A 16,699-nucleotide genomic window follows, 5' to 3' on the forward strand; every position below is an offset into this window, starting at 1 on the left:
TTACCCCGATTGCTGTAGGCAGGACCCAAGTTAGGATTAAGCTGAATAGCCCGATCGTAATCTGCGATCGCCTCTTGTTTTTCCCCTAGGTCAGACTGGGCATTACCCCGACCGTAGTAGGCCTTAGCATAGTTAGAATCAAGCTGAATAGCCCGATCATAATCTGCGATCGCCTCTTGTTTTTTCCCTAAGTCAGATTTGGCATTACCCCGATTGCTGTAGGCAGGACCCAAGTTAGGATTAAGCTGAATAGCCCGATCGTAATCTGCGATCGCCTCTTGGTTTTTCCCTAGGACAGATTTGGCATAACCCCGACCGAAGTAGGCAAAAGCTAAGTTAGAATCAAGCTGAATAGCCCGATCGTAATCTGCGATCGCCTCTTGGTTTCTCCCTAGGGCAGATTTGACATTCCCCCGATTGCTGTAGGCAATATCATAGTTAGGATTAAGCTTAATAGCCCGATCGTAATCTGTGATCGCCTCTTGGTTTCTCCCTAGGGCATATTTGGCATTACCCCGATTGTAGTAGGCCTTAGCATTGTAGGGATTAAGTTGAATAGCCCGATCGTAATCTGCGAGCGATTTTGTAGTCATTGCCTTATTCCAGTTATTGAATTTTAATGAAGCTGCTTCCCCGACGGTTCACAGAAGTACGCCGAATCCGATCCGAGTGTTTAATAATTATCAAAAATATTATCACAACAAAATAATTATTGGCAAAACTATTGGCGGACATTACTACATAATCAGCTCATTGGGTAAAGGTGGATTTGGCGAAACCTACTTAGCACATGACGAACATCTACCCGACAAGCCCCCGCGCGTGGTTAAGAGATTCAAGCCCCAGTCCAATGATCCCTTCTTGCTGCAAGAAGCCAAACGCCTGTTTTAAAGCGAACCTTAACACCTGTACAAGTTAGGTAGCCACGATCTCATTCCGCAGCTATTCGCCCACTTCGATGAAAATCAAGAATTCTATCTCGTCCACAAGAGATTTTGCAGCGCTATCTGGAATTATAGCGATCGTCCTTTCTAATAATTCAGAAAGGATCTCGCTCATAATTCATCAAAAGTGCGAGATCCCTTCTTACATCCGCGTTAATCTGCGTCCATCTGCGGTCAAAAAAGACCGATCGCCCTTTCTAATAATTCAGAAGGGCGATCGCTTCTACTTGTAGGATGGAATAACCGCTTGCATCTCCCAATTTTCATGACCAACCCCATCCAGCAAGAAGCCCGCCAAATTCTCGACACTCTCGCCTTTACCCCCTTCGATCGGTGCCATCCCCTCAGCCGCGACTTCGACACCATTCCTGCTAAAGTTGGTTTGTACGCCTTTCGACATCGCACTGAAGGATTGCTCTACATCGGCAAAGCCAAGAACCTCCGCGATCGACTGCGAGGTGGTCACAAAGCCTTCCTCTGGGGCTGGCTCGATCGCTACGATCCAGATGATGTAAGGATTGCCTTTGTTACCCTCAACCAATGGCAAAAACCAGGGTTATTATATGAATTAGAAACCCTCATCCTTCAAGCTACAAATCCTCCCTACAACGTTAAAATCCCCAGAGAACAATGACTCAAACACTTAAGATCCAACACTTGCCACCAGAAGCTATTCATTCGCTGATGACTTATTTACCTGACTATGTGAAAGTCGCTTTGATGGCAAAAGCTACGCAGCTAGAATGTTCTCTGGAAGCTGCGATCGAAATGGCGATCGCTAGTTTTCTAGACTCAGAAGCTTTCAGCTTTGAAGATTGCCTATTATCGCAACGTCTTAAGGAATCAGAATTGGTAGAATTTCCCCAAAAGAAATAGGGTGCGATCGCCCGTTTTATAATCAATCATGGCGATCGCTCCTACCAGTGCTCATGCACCCCATCCAAAACCCAACTTCCCTGAACTATGTCATCAGGTAACATCCTAGCTGTCACAGATGTTCTCAATTTCCTTGTCAGTGGAATCGATAAAACTACCCTCGAAACAGAACTTACTGCTTCGGGTTGGATATTCACTCCAGCTAGAGGTGGTTCAAAAAGCGGTGCAGGTACAATTTGGACAAGCCCAGACACTCAATACAGTGTCAGAATTATGACTCAACCTGATGGTTCATCCTATGCTCGTGTTTACAATGGCCCAGGAGGAGGTGCACCCGCAGAACAACCCCTAAACGCATCAGGAAAACCTGGAAGTCGTGGAGACACCCACTTTATTCTGCTCCCTTAATCCCATTTATTCGTCAGATTATGAACTTTCAACAAATTTGGCAACAATACGATTTTACCGAATCAGAATTGCTATCGATGGGGTGGCAATTTCCCTATGATTATGTCCTCAATCTCAACTACTATTGGCAGATTAATTCAACTAATTCTACTTCTGAAGTTGCTACAAATGACCAATTTTTAAACATTATCCTCAAAACCTGCATTCGACTTGATGTACAACTCAACCCAAATCCCGATCAGTTAAATCAAAAGCCTGCGAACCTCGGCACAATCGTCGGCTGGGGACAAGTTACTCCTTCTCCTTGGTTAGAAAATCTATCCCTTTCTCCTAATGAGTGGCTGCATCTGTTATTTGAAATTGGTGGAAATAACAAAATTGAAGCTGTTTGTCGATCGCTAGTTGTCGAACAATTGGTCAAACAACCCTTAGCACTCAGTTCATAAAAGGAGATAAATACAGTGTTTTCCAATTTTTGGCGTTTGGGCTAATTGTTTAAACGTTTCTTCTGCCGCGACAAGAAAGCGATCGGAAGCATCCATATTATCTTCCGCCATGTAAGTGGCTAATTCAATCAAATCACCGATAACTTGCGGACGTTTTTGGAGCGAGGTCATTTTTCTCCCTGCAACCCCTGATTCTGGGAAATACGAGATCGCACAGCTTGACGAATCTCCATCCAATCTTCCTCCGTCATCGCGGTAGGATTTCCCGATTCCAAACCCTCTAATAACATCGCTTCCAAACGTTCTGAAGCTTTGCGTTTTTGGTCTTGGCGAATTAACTCACGAAAATACTCGCTAGCTGTACTATAACCACCTTGAGCTACCTGTGCTTCTATATAAGTTCGCATTGAGTCAGGTAGAGAAATATTCATGCTTGTCACGGGTATTACTTACCTCATTTAACTCGTTATCTTATTATGGCAAATTTTGCCATTTTTTGTCAAGCCTCACACAACCTGTAATTTTGTAATAAGAAATTGGGAAGATAGATCGCCCTCGATCGACCAGACTCAAAAAGGATCTCGCCCATCATTCATCAATCATGGCGAGATCCCTTCCTGCATCCGCGTTAATCTGCGTCCATCTGCGGTTAAAAAAGAGCGAGATCCCTTTCTCTGTCACATTCAGAAAGGATCTCGCTTCTGCTAAATTTATGATATAATTACCCATCATTTACAGCTAGACTTGCCCACTTCTTTTGATATAAAGGAGTAAAGCCCGTGAAAATAGAAGAATTACTGCAAAGAAAAGGGATTATTCACCGCGATCCAGAAATTATGAGCGGTGTCCCCGTATTTGTCGGCAGCCGCGTCCCCTTAAAGACTTTTTTCGACTACCTCGAAGGTGAAAGCGGTTTCGCAGAATTTATTAATGATTTTCCTTACCTAGAAAGTCAGGCAATTAAAGTGCTAGAAAATCTCACTAAAATGATGCTCTCGCTAGAAAATCCTTCAAATGCTTATACTGCTTGATGAAAATCTCTTGAGTCAAAAACTCAAGCAACCTTTCTTAGACGAGGGTCATTCAATCAGCAATGTGTATGACATGGGGTGGAGAGGGCTAAAAGACCGGGAAATTCTGGAGAGATCGGAGAATCATCCTTTTGATGTTTTTATCACTGCTGATAAAAATCTTCCCTATCAACAAAATCTCGCAAGTCGTGTTATTACAATTGTGGTGTTAGATTCTAGCAGTACGAGGCCAGACCATCTAGTACCTTTGATGAGACAAGTTAGCACTATGATATCGTCGCTGCCAGCAGGTTCGGCAGTTCGCATTAATGATGCTGGGGATGTTGTTTCCATTAGTCCTTGAGCGAGATCCCTTCTTACATCCGCGTTAATCTGCGTTAATCTGCGGTTAAAAAAGAGCGAGATCCCTTTCTCAGCCAGATTCAGAAAGGATCTCGCCCATAATTCCTTCTTTAAAAAGTTGAAAAATTACAAAGCAAACACAATTCTGAGAGCTCGATCGATTTTTAGTAAAACCTCTGGCTCAACTTCACCTCGGATATCCACCAATCGAGAAAAATAATCTATAGGGCGCGTTTGCAAACAATCTGCAAGAGATTTTTTTGTTAATCCATTTGCTTCTGAAGGTTCAATCTCCACATTACTTCTAATCTTGGCTTTCTTTTCACTCCAAGCAGTAATTGGAACCACCTGAATTATGGGAACTCTCTCATTATAAGTATTGTTAGTCACAATAATGCAAGGTCTAATTTTTCCAGTTTCAGAACCCCTAGTAGGGTCAAGATTGACTTCAATAATTAGCCCCCGTTTCAGTTTTATTCCTTCGGCCATTCTTCTAAACCTAATTCCGCCAATTCCTGTAACTCTGTCTCTTCTGCATAGACTTCCGCATAGAGCATCGCCGATTCTTTCAACTGCTCAGTTTCTAACGCTAATTCCAACCGTTGAATCGCTATTCTAACCAATTCACTAGGGTCTTTAAATCCATAGTTTTGACAGAGTTCTAAAAATTTTATCTGAGATTCATCTAGTTTAAATGTTTGCTCTTTCATAGTAAAAATACTAGGAAGGTTCGGGAAGTTAGTTGTGTCAAAAGCTGTTTTTATGAAGCCACTATTTATATGATAACATACATTCGTAGATAGTGCAAAAAAACTCGCAAGTATTAATAACACCATATTCACCCCAAAACTATGAAAAAAATCATTATTGGCATCATGGGCCCTGGCGAAAGTGCCACATCAACAGACTTAGAAAACGCCTATCAACTCGGACAACTCATCGCCGAAGCAGGATGGATATTGCTAACTGGCGGTAGAAATGTCGGGGTCATGGATGCCGCCAACAAAGGAGCAAAATCAGCTAACGGTTTAACAGTGGGCATCCTTCCAGGAAATGACACTCGCGGCATTTCTGAAGCTGTAGATATTGCCATTGTCACTGATATGGGAAACGCCAGAAATAACATTAACGTTCTTTCTTCAGATGTAATAATTGCCTGCGGTATGGGCACGGGCACTGCTTCGGAAATTACCCTCGCCCTCAAAGCTAACAAACAAGTTATATTGTTAAATCACAGCGCCGAAAGTCAACTTTTTTTAAAAGGTTTAGCACAATTTAACATCTTTGTGGTAAACAATGCTGTAGAGGCTATGAATCAAGCTCGCGAAATCCTAGTAAATTCAAGATGAAATCCAAGATGAGAGTAAGCAAATTCAACTTTTGTGCGATCGGCATTTTTCTGACTTTGGGGATTTTCGTCACTACCAAAGCAGACGGAAGAATTGCACAGTTCAGTTTCAGCAACAAATCCACTCCCAAATTAGCACAAACCCTCCCTCCTCCTCCCCCTTCCGCACAGCCTGTTACCGAACAAGAAGCGCCACCTATTCGCAGCGAATCAGTGCCGGAACAAATAGCTTTAGCAACCCATTTGCAGACCATCAAAGCTAGAATGTACGGTGCTTACTGGTGTCCTCACTGTCACACGCAACAAGAACTTTTCGGCAAAGAAGCATTTACCGCGATTACTTACATTGAGTGCGATCCTAGAGGCAAAGATGCTCAACCGGATTTGTGCAAAGCTGCCAATATTAAAGCTTATCCCACTTGGGAAATTCGGGGTAAATATTACACGGGCCGACAATCTTTGGAAAAACTGGCTATTTTATCCGGTTATAAAGGCAGCAGCAATTTTCTGCCACCAGTTCCCTCTCCTTAAAAATATCTAAATTAGTTAGCACTCGCACTCGCCCACTCAGAAACCGGGTTTGTGAACCGAGATTGACGGTTTTCAGCAATTATTTTGGTTAAAAACCCGGTTTCTCGCCACCCGTGCGTCCATGACTATAAATGTAAAGTGCTGATGGCGCACCTAAAATTATGATTTTTATGAATTCAACTTCTGAATAATATGAATTGACATGACAGTGAGCTGGCTATTTAATTGTAGTTATACCAATTTGATGTGAAGTTGCACATATCTCGATCCCCCTCGCATACCCCCTACTCCCCCTGATTGTTGGGGAGTAGGGGTTGACTTTGATCGGAATCTTGTCCCCCCCTTATTAAGGGGGGTTAGGGGGGATCGGATTCTACGGGGTCTCATAAAAAATTGGTATTAGGCGGAGATAGATATGTGCATTTCAGACTAGCAGTTATTCAGGAGACTGAAGCGATGCAGTTACAATTTAGCAATAAACAAATAATCTGGATCAGTTTGCTATGCTTTTCGGCAATTGCATTTCCCCTAACGAGCCAAGCTATAACAGTACAAGAAGTACCGAATCCCCGTCAAGTAAATAACACTTGGGTAACGGACAAGGCAAACATTCTCAGCGACAGCACCGAAACTCAGCTAAATCAAATGATTTCGGATTTAGAGGCAAAAAACGGCTCAGAAATCGCTGTTGTGACAGTGCCTGATACTAAGCCATCGGCAACACCAAAAGCATTTGCTACAGAATTATTTAACTTTTGGGGGATTGGCAAAAAAGGTAAAAATAACGGAGTTTTATTGTTGATTTCGTCGGGGGAACGCCGCGTTCAAATTGAAACAGGTTCTGGCATTCAAAGCATTTTACCCGATGCGAAGGTAGTGGGAATTATTAAAACAGAAATTACGCCCAGATTTAAACAGCAGGACTTTGACGGGGGCACATTAGCGGGGACAAAGGCGTTAGTAAATATTTTACAAACTCCGATGGTAAATGCTCAATCTCAAACCACGCTGCCTTTAGCTCCAATCGTACCATCTCAAGCGCTGAAACCGTCACCAATACCAAGTCAATCCCCAGTTATTAGCAATAGTAAGTCCACAGGTGAAGATTCATCGTATCTAATCTATGGCTTACTTGGGTTGTTATTCATAGCATTCATAGCGTTTATACCTTGCTTCATTATCTTCAGGATATTTCGCAGCTTATTTTCTCGGATATCTCGTTACCGCCACCGCCGTTATCCGCGCAATTACAGTAGTAACAATCGCAATTACGGCAGTCACACTCCCAATTACAGCAGTAACCATCGCAATTACAGCATTAACAGCCACAACTATTACGGTGGGGGTGGCGACTACAGCAGTAACAGCATTGATTACTGTAGCAGTAGCGACTACAGCAGTAACAGTAGCAACGATGATTGCGGTGGCTACTACACCAGTAATAGCAGCGACTACAGTATTAGCAACAGCGACTGCGGGGGTAGCTTTGGCGGTGGCGACTCCAGCGGTGGCGGTGCCGGTGGCGATTACAGCATTAGCAGTAGCGACTGCGGGGGTAGCTTTGGCGGTGGCGACTCCAGCGGTGGCGGTGCCGGTGGCGACTACAGCAGCAGCAGTAGCGATTATTGCGGTGGCGGCGACTACAGCAGTAACAGCAGCAGTAGCAGTAACAGCAGCAGTAGCAGTAGCAGTAGCGACTACAGCAGTAGCAGTAACAGCAGCAGTAGCAGTAGTAGCAGCGATTCTAGTAGTGGGGGTGGCGGTGGGGATTGGTAATTCGGGAATGGAGGCAGAAACCGACTTTTTTTAACAGGAATTAGTCCCCCTCTGCGGGGGCTTTATTTGTTTAATTGCGGTTTCAACCGCCGAATAATCGAGAGGTAGTTAACTAAAATACTCTTCAACAATTTTCAAAATCCGCGAGGCGGCTAAACCGTCCCCAAAGGGATTAATTGCCATTGCCATTGCGTTGTAAGCATCTGAATTGCTGAGCAATTCTGCCGCTGCTGTGGAAATTGTATCAGAATTCGTACCGACAAGTTTAGCGGTGCCGGCGGAAATTGCTTCGGGTCTTTCTGTGGTTTCTCGCAATACTAAAACAGGCTTCCCCAAACTAGGTGCTTCCTCTTGCAAGCCACCGGAATCTGTGAGGATTAAATGACATCTCTGAATCGCTCCTACTAATTCTGCGTAATCTAAAGGTTCAGTTAAAAATACTCTTGGATGGTCGCCCAAAAGAGCTTGCAAAGGTTCTCTGACTGTGGGATTTCGATGTAGAGGTAAGAGCAAGGCTGTATCGGGAAATTTATCTAAGATTTGGAGAAAAGCCTTAGCAATTCCTGCTAATGGTTCTCCCCAATTTTCGCGGCGGTGAACTGTTGCTAAGATAGTGCGATATTTGCTCCAATCTAAATTGGGAATGTTGCATTCTGGTTCGCGTTTGGCTACGGCAAGCAAAGCATCGATTACTGTGTTGCCTGTACGGTGAATTTCTCCCAAAACGCCCGATCGCACTAAATTCTCTTGAGCCAGCGCTGTCGGGGCAAAATGCAGCCTTGTGAGCTGAGAAATCAACCGCCTGTTAGCCTCTTCGGGGTAAGGATTGAATACGTCGTCTGTTCGCAATCCGGCTTCTACGTGACCTACGGGTATTTTCTGGTAAAATGCAGCCAAAGTAGCGGCAAACGCAGTTGTTGTATCGCCCTGAACTAAGACGATTTCGGGCTGCAATTCTTTAAACAAGGCTTCCAAACCCTGCAAACTCCGGGATGTAATATCCGTCAAGGTTTGCTGGTGCTGCATAATTGCTAAATCCCGATCGGCTTTTAGATCGAACATTTGCATTACTTGCTCGACCATTTCTCGGTGCTGACCGGTTAAAATTACTTGGGTGTCAAAGGTTGGCGAACTTTTGAACAGTTGAATTACTGGGGCTAGTTTAATCGCTTCCGGGCGAGTTCCTAAGACGATGCAAACGCGGTGTGTGGCTTCGGGCATGGTAAAATTGGGTAGTTGAGATTTGCGAGGCTCTTAAAGGCTGAAGATTTTAGAGCTGGTTTGAATCGTTGGTTAACAAGATTTATTTTTTTATGAACCGCAGAGGGCGCAGAGGGCGCAGAGGAGGGAGAGAAGAGAGAGAAAGTGGTTTGACGTTGGGTGGGGGCGGGTTTTTGAGATTGTGAGTTTTAGCCAATTATTGTCGGTGAAACCCGCCCCTACAGGATTATTGATATTAGTACATTTTTGTTAATTGCTTATGCCCTATCGGTACATTTTATTTTACAAACCCTATGATGTTTTAACTCAATTCACTGACAACTCAGGGGAAGCTAAACGCAGCACTCTCAAAGATTATATTCCTATTCCTAACATTTATGCAGTGGGAAGGCTCGATCGCGATAGTGAAGGTTTGTTGCTGCTAACCGATGATGGACAAATGCAGCACCGCCTCAGTGACCCGAAATTCGCTCATCCCCGTACTTACTGGGTGCAAGTGGAACGAATTCCTGATGCAAGTGCGATCGCCGCTTTGCAGACAGGTGTCACCATTCAAGATTATCGGACTCGATCGGCAAAAGTGCAATTATTGTTAGAAGAACCCGCTTTGCCACCCCGCGAACCGCCGATTAGATTTCGCAAAAACGTGCCGACAGCATGGCTGGAAATGACTCTCACAGAAGGCCGCAACCGCCAAGTCCGCAGGATGACCGCAGCAGTAGGGTTTCCGACGCTGCGGCTGGTCAGATGTGCGATCGGGCATTTGCGTCTCGAAGGCCTCAAACCCGGTGAATGGCGCGAACTAACTCAAGCCGATTTGAGATTTTAGATTTGAGATTTTAGATTGGAGAATTACAGTCAACAGTCAACAGTCAACAGTCAACAGTCAACAGTCAACCGTCAACTACTTTCGAGGCGGCAAAATAAAACTCTCGTTTCCATCCTTATCTTTTTGCACCTGAGCTCCCAGCTTGACAAGAGCTTGTTTGGCCCTTTGACGCACCAACTTATCAGTTGTTTGAGCATAAACCGTGCTCCAAGCATTAAACCGCACCGGCACGCTATCGGGATCTCGGCGCAAATACTCAGCAGTGGCTCGAAACATCGGCGCCAATTTCGACCATTCCGGGCTTCCTTCCACCCAATCCGCAGCCATTTCGTGAGAGCGAATTGAGTCGGGAATATCCCCCAACAGCAGCAACTCATCAATACCTTTCGTTCGCCACACTATCCATGATTGGGAATGAAGTTGCGGCGAAAGGGCAAGGGCCCTAGTACCACGCTCTATAAAGTTAACAGCAGTTTCAGGCTTTCCTTGATAAAAAGAAATAGCTGTGGAAAGAAACAGGTAGATGTCAGCCCACCGCGGGTCGCGCTGCGTAACGATGTCAAAATAATCTTGGCTCAGATTGTAGCCCGTCACATCTCGCGCTTCGTCGTCGCCAAAATACTGCAAAAATTTGAGAAATGTCCAATCTGCAATTAAATTATCAAACCCAAAACTAGGGATTGTTTTGAGCATTTTTAGCCGCAGGGCTTCTTGCTGCGCTTCTTGCTTGAAACTGGCAGCAGACATTGCAGAGAGCGGCTTTTGGCCCTGAACGCCAACTGGGGACATTCCGCCTAACTGCCCGCTAGACTGCATGGCGACGACCCCCGCCAGCGCTGCTAGACCGATAGCTCCATTAACGAGCAGGCTCAACCACTTACGCGAAAATTGTTCGATTTTAGCTTCCACGGCACTTTATAAATCCAAGTTTTAAATTAAGTTTATTGAAAGAGAGTAATAATTGGTTGGCGATCGACTAAAAATCTCGTTAAACTGTCCAAAGGGATGGTGGAGCCTCCACACAATAGTTTAAGTAGTAGTTTGAGATTTTTTAGCAATATAAAATCTCAAATCAAAAATCTAAAATCGAATTGAGCCAAATTCAATGAATCAAGCCCGCAGACGCTTTTCTAAATTACAGGCAGCCCTGTTCAGTGGGGCGATGGCAACAACCGCTTCGATATCTTTGCTCGTTCCCGGCCTGAGTCAATCAGTCCGCGCTGAGCTTCAAGATAGCCCCAAAGCTGTCTTAGACGAAGCTTGGCAAATTGTCAACCGAGAGTATGTTGATGGCAGCTTTAACAAGACTGACTGGCAATTGACCCGCCAAGAATTGCTGAGCAAAAATTATACCTCTCGCGAAGCTGCCTACACCGCTCTCCGCAAAGCCCTAGAGAAATTAAACGACCAGTACACGCGCTTCATGGACCCGAAGCAGTACGAAGCGCTGACGAATCAAACCTCTGGGGAACTGACAGGGGTGGGGATGAGGCTGGAAGAAGACGAGAAAACGAAAGCGATTAGGGTAGTCGAGCCGATGGAAAATTCCCCGGCCCTGAAGGCAGGGATTCTAGCGGGCGATACGATTTTGGTGATTGACGGCAAAACTACCAAAGGCATGACTGTCTCGGATGCGGCTCAGGTAATTCGGGGCGACGAAGGTACGAAAGTCACGCTGCGGATTGCTCGTGAGGGCAAAAGCGAATTTGACATCACTCTGACTAGGGCGAGAATTGAGGTAGCAGCGGTTCGCTACAGCCTCAAGAATGAAGGCGGTAAGAATGTGGGTTACATCCGTTTGCAAGAGTTTAGCTCCCACGCGGGCGAACAAATGGAGGCGGCGATTAAAAAGCTCTCGGCTCAGAAAGCTGACGCTTTTGTGTTGGATTTGCGGGGGAATCCCGGCGGTTTGCTGCGAGTGAGCATTGATATCGCTCGGATGTGGATGGATACAGGGGCGATCGTCCGCACAGTCGATCGCGCGGGCGATTCTCAGGAAATGAAGGCAAATCGCACTGCGCTCACTGACAAGCCTTTGGTGGTGCTCGTGGACGACAACTCGGCTAGCGCCAGCGAGATTTTGGCCGGTGCTCTGAAGGATAATAAGCGCGCAACTGTGATGGGCGGCCAAACTTTTGGCAAAGCTTTGGTGCAGTCGGTGCATTCTTTGGCTGACGGTTCGGGATTGGCGGTGACGATCGCTCACTACTATACTCCCAACGGTACGGATATCAGCCAGAAGGGGGTTACTCCCGATGTTAAAGTCGAAGTCACCGACGAACAAAAGCTGAAATTAGCTAACAAACCGATGTTGGTTGCGACTAAGGATGATCCTTGCTACGCGCAGGCGATCGCACTTTTAAAAACTACCGCTTCGTCGGCGCGTCCCGTTGCTGCTAATGAGGTTCTTGTTCCTAAGAAGTAGTTAAAACCGTAAGTTATTAACAATAATCATGAAGATGAAACCCGCATCGGCGGGTTTTGTTTTTGTGGTTTAATTTATAGCAGTTTTCAATCGGATGTAATACCAATTTAAAAAACTCTTGCTAGAATCCTCAATAGACTTATTGCATAAATATTTGATTGATAGGGAAACCGCAGATGCAACGCCGAGCCATTTCAAGATAGGAAAGCGAATGCTTGCAATTCAAGTCTAATCTTATACAAATTCTTAAAAGTCGCAGTTCCCCGCGCCGGACACGGCAATGTCAAAGCGTGTCAACAATCGCCTAAAACCCTTGATAAATCTCGCTTTTCCCCGAGTATCGAGTCCCCTGCCATCTCCCGAATCGTCTATATGACGGATAAAACACGTTCGATCGAGTTCACAAAGCTTTAACTGAGGAAGGGTTTTGGCTGTCGAGTCTCAACTTTCAGAGTTTTCCTAGGGTGATGCAGAGTACGCGGAAAGCCCTCTCTAGTCAATTCTACCAGCAACACATCGAAGGATTGCCGGGGAGTCCGACAGTCGCTGAAGCCAGATATTTCAGAACCCTAGAGCACCTCAAATTAGTTGATGCTAGTTTGCGCGACTACGTGAGTCTTTGGGCTTTGGCGCTCTTGGATGGCAAGGTGAGTTTTGCCCTAGATATCGCCTTACACGTCGGAGATTCCTATGGGACAGATCCTGTGGGCGGTATATTGCTAGATAAAACGATCAAACTGGCGAAACAGTATAAATAGGGAAGAGCGAACAGGAAATAGGGAACAGGCGATCGGCCAGTAAATAGCACAAAATTCATGTATATTGGCTATAGGAACCAGCCTCTACAAAATAAGCAATTCATCTTAAATTTTAAGAATTATGTCTTCTCAACTTGAGTGGCAACCTCAACCAATTCACAACGACGTATCCAGTCGAGCCGCCGTCTTGCAGTCATCGCTAACCTGGCATCAGACCACTTTTACGGGCATCTGGTTTGGTGCCTTTGAGTCCGACGATAACGTTCAAGATCATCCCGTCACCATGCTGACTCGCTTCGATCCGGGTGGCTTTTTCCCGCTACACGGACACCCGGGTGGAGAAGAAATTTTGGTACTCCAGGGTAACTTCGCTGATGAAACAGGTGTGTATCCTCCAGGATCTTATATGCTCAATCCCGAAGGGTTTATCCATCGTCCTTATAGCGATGAAGGTTGCCTGACATTTGTTAAATTACGGCAACATGGTGGAACCACTCGCCAGCGGGTGAAAACGAATATTTACGAGTTGCCCTGGCAGCCCGGTGCTATTCCCCAAATTGAAGTAAAGCCACTTTATGAGCAAGAGGGTTTTCATGAAAAAGTTTGGGTGGAACGCTGGCAACCAGGCACGGCTTTGTGGAACGTAGTTGAATCTGAGGTGAAAGAAATCTTTGTCATCGAAGGCTCTTGGAGTGATCAGTTAGGAGATTTCCCAACTGGTAGTTGGCTGCGGTATTCACCCAATTCTCCCTATAGTCCGTCGTCGGCCACCGGTTGTCTGGTTTATGTTAAGACTTATCCTCTAGATGCAACGCGATTTATTGTTGGAAAAGACTTCCGACACCCTTTTGAGACAACTGAGTCTTCTCGCTAAGGATTAGCGGTATGAATTGAAAGAATATAAATGGCTAATGACTACTAACTACTGACCTCATTAGTCATTCATCCGCCGGATAAACTCTAAGGGCAAACCATCAGTATCGGCAATAAAAGCTACTTCGTAAACATTTTGCCCGATCGCCTGTTGAGTCGGTTCTAATAAAACTTTCAAAGCTTGAAACTGGTTTGGTTGGTATGAAGCAGCTTCCTCAAACCGTTCTTTCAGAGACTGCAACCAGCTAGGCAAGTCAGTTGTCGCCTCCGTTAAATCAAAAGATAAATGATAATATCCAACATAATGCTCGTCTCCGAAAGCATCCGGTGCGGGTTTGGGTTCCGGGATTTGAATGAGTTCGATGCGTCCGTTGAGGCCTTCCATCCAACAGGCTAGAGTGTAACCAGTGGTAAAGCGATCGCTCACAGTAAATCCCAAATGTTCATAAAAGGCGATCGCCCGGTGTATGTTAGCAGTGCGAATCGAGGCGTGGTGCATTAGATTTTGGCAGTTGATAGTTGGCAGTTGATAATTGTCAGTTGATAGTTGTGAGTTGATAGTTGTTATTAATCGGCTTTATGATTTGTTAATCATTAGTTACTTTATTTACTTATTACTGATAATTCCAGACTCAGGAATAAATTTAGTCAGTTAATTTCCTAATGACAACGGACAACTGCCAACTGTCAACGGACAACTGCCAACTGTCAACGGACTATTCAAACAACCGAAAATAGGGATATCTAATCGGAACTCCCGGCTCTTTTTCCAAATCAAAATTAATCACTTCCCAGCAAGGATCCTCTTGAGGATCGGGGCTAAAATCCACAGGCAAACCGTACAACCTGGGCCGCGGCGAGTCCGACTGACCGCGCCAAGGCGTGCTGCGTTCCAAATAAGCGCTGATTAAGTCCCGATAGCGTTGGGCAACGATCACGCGAGTTGCTCGGTAGCCTTGAGTATAGAGTCGATCGAGCGCTTCGTGAATTTCAAACCGAATCCCGTCCGGGTGGGTGTGCTGGCGATACCATTCATTCTCCCAGCGGCGCCAGTGCCGCCCAGACTGAAGGTGAACCAGTTCCCCCGTTTTTGGATCTGCCTCAAATGCCCCGTGACGCGGACACAAATAGGTATCCGTGAGCGTTAGAGCCGGAATTGTTTGGCGACAGTGGGGACACTGAATTTCCGGGCCAAACATCGGGTATTGCAAGGCAACTTCAATCATTTATTTGCGTCCCAGCATATTTTCTCTGCAAAAGTGCCAAATACTTTTATTATATCCCGTATCAACAACCAGCTAATCTGCTAGAAGTATAACGATCGACCAACAAGTCACCAACCCCAGCCTAAAGGCATGGGGCAAAGAAGAGAAAGGCTCACCACCTTTTAAATCTGAGACTAAAACAGTGTCTAGCTTGCGGGTCAAGAACCCAAACTGAACTATCTGGTGGTGGTACACCGAACGACGTTACTGGATGCTTCCCTAGTCTGTAACCTCTCGAATAGTCAGTAGCGAAGGGATATATACACACGGGCTTACCGCCACTTGCTATGCGTACAGGACAAACAGTGTCAGCCGGCAATTGTCCCGACGAAAGTACAGCACAAAAGTACACGGCATTTAGTAGTTCCAAGGCGGTAGCAAGCTTAACGGGGGACTAATCCTCCCCCCCATTCAATGGTAAAGCCGTCCTAAAAGGACGGGGTTTCTACCCATTTTTCTGATGAGCAATCTCAACGAACCTCAGTCTGCACTTCCTTCCTATTGGCCCAGGCCCGATCTATCCCAAGCGGCTTTTGTCGCCCCAGGCGCTGTTGTGATCGGCAGGGTTGAGGTGGCTGCAGGCGCTAGTATCTGGTACGGGGCGGTGGTGCGGGCGGATGTAGAGCGAATTGCAATAGGCTCAAGTACCAATATCCAAGATGGAGCAATTCTGCACGGCGATCCGGGGCAACCGACTGTTTTGGAAGATTTCGTTACAGTGGGACACCGAGCCGTGATTCACTCAGCTTACATTGAACGGGGCTGCCTGATCGGGATTGGGGCGATCGTCCTGGACGGAGTGAGGGTGGGCAGAGGCTCTATCGTCGGTGCAGGGGCGGTTGTCACCAAGGACGTTCCCCCTCATACGCTAGTTGCGGGAGTGCCTGCCAAACGCCTGCGGGATGTCTCTGAGGAAGAAGCAGCAGAGTTGGTGGAACACGCTAAGCGTTACGAAAAGTTGGCTTTGGTTCACGCGGGGAAAGGTTCTGAGTTGGGATTTGGTGAGTTGATAGAATAAGATTTTCAGCAAAAAACTATTAGTTTCCCATGGCTTACACCGCGCAAAAAATCCTAACTTTTGAAACATTCCTCGATCGATATTGTGACAACTTCCGCGCTGAAAAAGCGCTGGTTTTAAGCGCTCGGTAAGGGTCTGGAAAAAATGGTAGCACTTTTTCCCGTATCAGATACTTCATCTCCTAAAACATTCGACTCAGAAAATCTCCACCATCGGACAAATGAGTCAATTCCAGAAGGAAGGATTGGATTTTTTTTGATGAAACCTGCCGCCCTTGACTCACAACCCTGCCATCAATCACTAAAGCTGGAGTACAGCGCAGTCTTAGTCGTTTCACTTCTTCAATATCTGCAATGCAGTTAACTTTTGCGGTGATGCCCAGTTTAGCGATCGCCCTTAAAACATTGTCTTCTAGAAAATGACAATTTTCGTGATGAGTGCCAATAATTTCAATGTCAAATGTATGCATTAGTAAGTTTCTCCAAACAGACATGGCGGAAGTTGATAATCGCAATTTAACGATGACAATAGTTGCTGAATTGTTGCTCCTATTTTCATCGGTTGAACGGTTGGTGAAGAGTTCCCTTTGACGGTAGATACAAAAGATG

At 45.6% G+C, this 16,699-nt stretch carries 25 protein-coding genes; 15 read left to right on the forward strand and 10 right to left on the reverse strand.

Translation table 11 applies throughout. The features are described from left to right. On the reverse strand, window positions 1–593 hold a 593-nt coding region (locus tag QUB11_RS08030), incomplete at its 3' end, for a tetratricopeptide repeat protein (RefSeq protein ID WP_333257109.1). A gap of 16 nt (window positions 594–609) precedes the next feature. On the opposite strand from QUB11_RS08030, the gene QUB11_RS08035 reads away from it, so the two are divergent. The 5 genes from QUB11_RS08035 (at window position 610) to QUB11_RS08055 (ending at window position 2,674) form a co-directional block, all read left to right on the forward strand. Next, window positions 610–891, forward strand: coding sequence for a hypothetical protein (locus QUB11_RS08035; protein ID WP_333199541.1), 282 nt, complete (start codon window positions 610–612; stop codon window positions 889–891). A 318-nt stretch (window positions 892–1,209) separates the two neighbouring features. Beyond that, window positions 1,210–1,578, forward strand: coding sequence for a GIY-YIG nuclease family protein (locus tag QUB11_RS08040; protein ID WP_333150048.1), 369 nt, complete (start codon window positions 1,210–1,212; stop codon window positions 1,576–1,578). Further along, complete coding sequence (locus QUB11_RS08045) at window positions 1,575–1,820, forward strand: hypothetical protein (RefSeq protein WP_333199539.1); 246 nt, start codon at window positions 1,575–1,577, stop codon at window positions 1,818–1,820. The genes QUB11_RS08040 and QUB11_RS08045 overlap by 4 nt, the downstream gene beginning before the upstream one ends. Before the next feature lie 87 nt (window positions 1,821–1,907). Beyond that, complete coding sequence (locus QUB11_RS08050; RefSeq protein WP_333055249.1) at window positions 1,908–2,228, forward strand: hypothetical protein; 321 nt, start codon at window positions 1,908–1,910, stop codon at window positions 2,226–2,228. A 20-nt stretch (window positions 2,229–2,248) separates the two neighbouring features. Further along, on the forward strand, window positions 2,249–2,674 hold the full coding sequence (locus QUB11_RS08055; RefSeq protein ID WP_333146726.1) for a hypothetical protein: 426 nt from the start codon (window positions 2,249–2,251) through the stop codon (window positions 2,672–2,674). Here the strand turns inward: QUB11_RS08055 and QUB11_RS08060 are convergent. Further along, entirely contained in the window at window positions 2,669–2,845 is a 177-nt protein-coding gene (locus QUB11_RS08060; RefSeq protein WP_333199537.1) for a type II toxin-antitoxin system RelE/ParE family toxin, read from the reverse strand. The two genes, QUB11_RS08055 and QUB11_RS08060, sit on opposite strands and share 6 nt — an antisense overlap. Further along, window positions 2,842–3,105 (reverse strand): type II toxin-antitoxin system ParD family antitoxin, encoded by a 264-nt coding sequence (locus QUB11_RS08065; protein ID WP_333106311.1) that lies wholly within the window; start codon window positions 3,103–3,105, stop codon window positions 2,842–2,844. Before QUB11_RS08065 ends, QUB11_RS08060 begins: the two co-directional genes overlap by 4 nt. A gap of 348 nt (window positions 3,106–3,453) precedes the next feature. On the opposite strand from QUB11_RS08065, the gene QUB11_RS08070 reads away from it, so the two are divergent. Beyond that, complete coding sequence (locus QUB11_RS08070) at window positions 3,454–3,705, forward strand: DUF433 domain-containing protein (RefSeq protein WP_332957339.1); 252 nt, start codon at window positions 3,454–3,456, stop codon at window positions 3,703–3,705. Further along, window positions 3,689–4,048: a DUF5615 family PIN-like protein gene (locus tag QUB11_RS08075; RefSeq protein ID WP_333150042.1), complete on the forward strand. Its 360-nt coding sequence runs from the start codon at window positions 3,689–3,691 to the stop codon at window positions 4,046–4,048. The genes QUB11_RS08070 and QUB11_RS08075 overlap by 17 nt, the downstream gene beginning before the upstream one ends. Window positions 4,049–4,173: 125 nt before the next feature. Here QUB11_RS08075 and QUB11_RS08080 read toward each other — a convergent pair whose 3' ends face one another. Both QUB11_RS08080 and QUB11_RS08085 read right to left on the reverse strand, forming a co-directional pair. Beyond that, the gene (locus QUB11_RS08080) at window positions 4,174–4,536 is read right to left on the reverse strand and encodes a type II toxin-antitoxin system PemK/MazF family toxin (RefSeq protein ID WP_333150040.1); all 363 of its coding nucleotides are present in this window, start codon (window positions 4,534–4,536) and stop codon (window positions 4,174–4,176) included. Then, window positions 4,521–4,757, reverse strand: a complete 237-nt coding sequence (locus tag QUB11_RS08085; protein WP_190744008.1) for a hypothetical protein — start codon at window positions 4,755–4,757, stop codon at window positions 4,521–4,523. Before QUB11_RS08085 ends, QUB11_RS08080 begins: the two co-directional genes overlap by 16 nt. A gap of 141 nt (window positions 4,758–4,898) precedes the next feature. On the opposite strand from QUB11_RS08085, the gene QUB11_RS08090 reads away from it, so the two are divergent. The 3 genes from QUB11_RS08090 (at window position 4,899) to QUB11_RS08100 (ending at window position 7,702) form a co-directional block, all read left to right on the forward strand. Further along, window positions 4,899–5,396 (forward strand): TIGR00725 family protein, encoded by a 498-nt coding sequence (locus tag QUB11_RS08090; protein WP_333199535.1) that lies wholly within the window; start codon window positions 4,899–4,901, stop codon window positions 5,394–5,396. A gap of 8 nt (window positions 5,397–5,404) precedes the next feature. After that, a complete protein-coding gene (locus QUB11_RS08095) occupies window positions 5,405–5,926 on the forward strand; it encodes a hypothetical protein (RefSeq protein WP_333150034.1) in 522 nt (173 codons plus the stop codon). 456 nt (window positions 5,927–6,382) lie between these two features. After that, window positions 6,383–7,702 carry a TPM domain-containing protein gene (locus QUB11_RS08100; protein WP_333199532.1) on the forward strand — a complete coding sequence of 440 codons (1,320 nt, stop codon included), beginning with the start codon at window positions 6,383–6,385 and terminating at the stop codon, window positions 7,700–7,702. 108 nt (window positions 7,703–7,810) lie between these two features. On the opposite strand, the gene wecB is transcribed toward QUB11_RS08100, so the two are convergent. After that, window positions 7,811–8,923 (reverse strand): non-hydrolyzing UDP-N-acetylglucosamine 2-epimerase, encoded by a 1,113-nt coding sequence (gene wecB, locus QUB11_RS08105; RefSeq protein WP_333390238.1) that lies wholly within the window; start codon window positions 8,921–8,923, stop codon window positions 7,811–7,813. Between the two features lie 259 nt (window positions 8,924–9,182). Here wecB and QUB11_RS08110 point away from each other — a divergent pair, with 259 nt between their 5' ends. Further along, window positions 9,183–9,752, forward strand: a complete 570-nt coding sequence (locus QUB11_RS08110; RefSeq protein WP_333150028.1) for an rRNA large subunit pseudouridine synthase E — start codon at window positions 9,183–9,185, stop codon at window positions 9,750–9,752. Window positions 9,753–9,827: 75 nt separating this feature from the next. Here QUB11_RS08110 and QUB11_RS08115 read toward each other — a convergent pair whose 3' ends face one another. Beyond that, complete coding sequence (locus QUB11_RS08115; RefSeq protein WP_333390240.1) at window positions 9,828–10,661, reverse strand: hypothetical protein; 834 nt, start codon at window positions 10,659–10,661, stop codon at window positions 9,828–9,830. A 196-nt stretch (window positions 10,662–10,857) separates the two neighbouring features. On the opposite strand from QUB11_RS08115, the gene ctpB reads away from it, so the two are divergent. The 3 genes from ctpB to QUB11_RS08130 all read left to right on the forward strand — a co-directional run bounded on the left by ctpB (window position 10,858) and on the right by QUB11_RS08130 (window position 13,809). Further along, a complete protein-coding gene (gene ctpB, locus QUB11_RS08120; RefSeq protein WP_333199524.1) occupies window positions 10,858–12,177 on the forward strand; it encodes a carboxyl-terminal processing protease CtpB in 1,320 nt (439 codons plus the stop codon). A gap of 467 nt (window positions 12,178–12,644) precedes the next feature. After that, complete coding sequence (locus QUB11_RS08125) at window positions 12,645–12,935, forward strand: hypothetical protein (RefSeq protein ID WP_333257113.1); 291 nt, start codon at window positions 12,645–12,647, stop codon at window positions 12,933–12,935. A 121-nt stretch (window positions 12,936–13,056) separates the two neighbouring features. Further along, complete coding sequence (locus tag QUB11_RS08130; protein ID WP_333390242.1) at window positions 13,057–13,809, forward strand: cupin domain-containing protein; 753 nt, start codon at window positions 13,057–13,059, stop codon at window positions 13,807–13,809. 60 nt (window positions 13,810–13,869) lie between these two features. Here QUB11_RS08130 and QUB11_RS08135 read toward each other — a convergent pair whose 3' ends face one another. Both QUB11_RS08135 and QUB11_RS08140 read right to left on the reverse strand, forming a co-directional pair. Beyond that, entirely contained in the window at window positions 13,870–14,307 is a 438-nt protein-coding gene (locus QUB11_RS08135; protein WP_333199517.1) for a VOC family protein, read from the reverse strand. Window positions 14,308–14,524: 217 nt separating this feature from the next. Further along, complete coding sequence (locus tag QUB11_RS08140; RefSeq protein ID WP_333106288.1) at window positions 14,525–15,034, reverse strand: TIGR02652 family protein; 510 nt, start codon at window positions 15,032–15,034, stop codon at window positions 14,525–14,527. A gap of 499 nt (window positions 15,035–15,533) precedes the next feature. Here QUB11_RS08140 and QUB11_RS08145 point away from each other — a divergent pair, with 499 nt between their 5' ends. Next, window positions 15,534–16,091, forward strand: coding sequence for a gamma carbonic anhydrase family protein (locus QUB11_RS08145; RefSeq protein WP_333199515.1), 558 nt, complete (start codon window positions 15,534–15,536; stop codon window positions 16,089–16,091). A 181-nt stretch (window positions 16,092–16,272) separates the two neighbouring features. Here the strand turns inward: QUB11_RS08145 and QUB11_RS08150 are convergent, their stop codons facing one another. Further along, the gene (locus tag QUB11_RS08150) at window positions 16,273–16,560 is read right to left on the reverse strand and encodes a thioredoxin family protein (protein WP_333199513.1); all 288 of its coding nucleotides are present in this window, start codon (window positions 16,558–16,560) and stop codon (window positions 16,273–16,275) included. Window positions 16,561–16,699: the final 139 nt, after the last annotated feature.

It is taken from the genome of Microcoleus sp. B6-A1, from assembly GCF_036705085.1.
Classification (GTDB): domain Bacteria; phylum Cyanobacteriota; class Cyanobacteriia; order Cyanobacteriales; family Microcoleaceae; genus Microcoleus.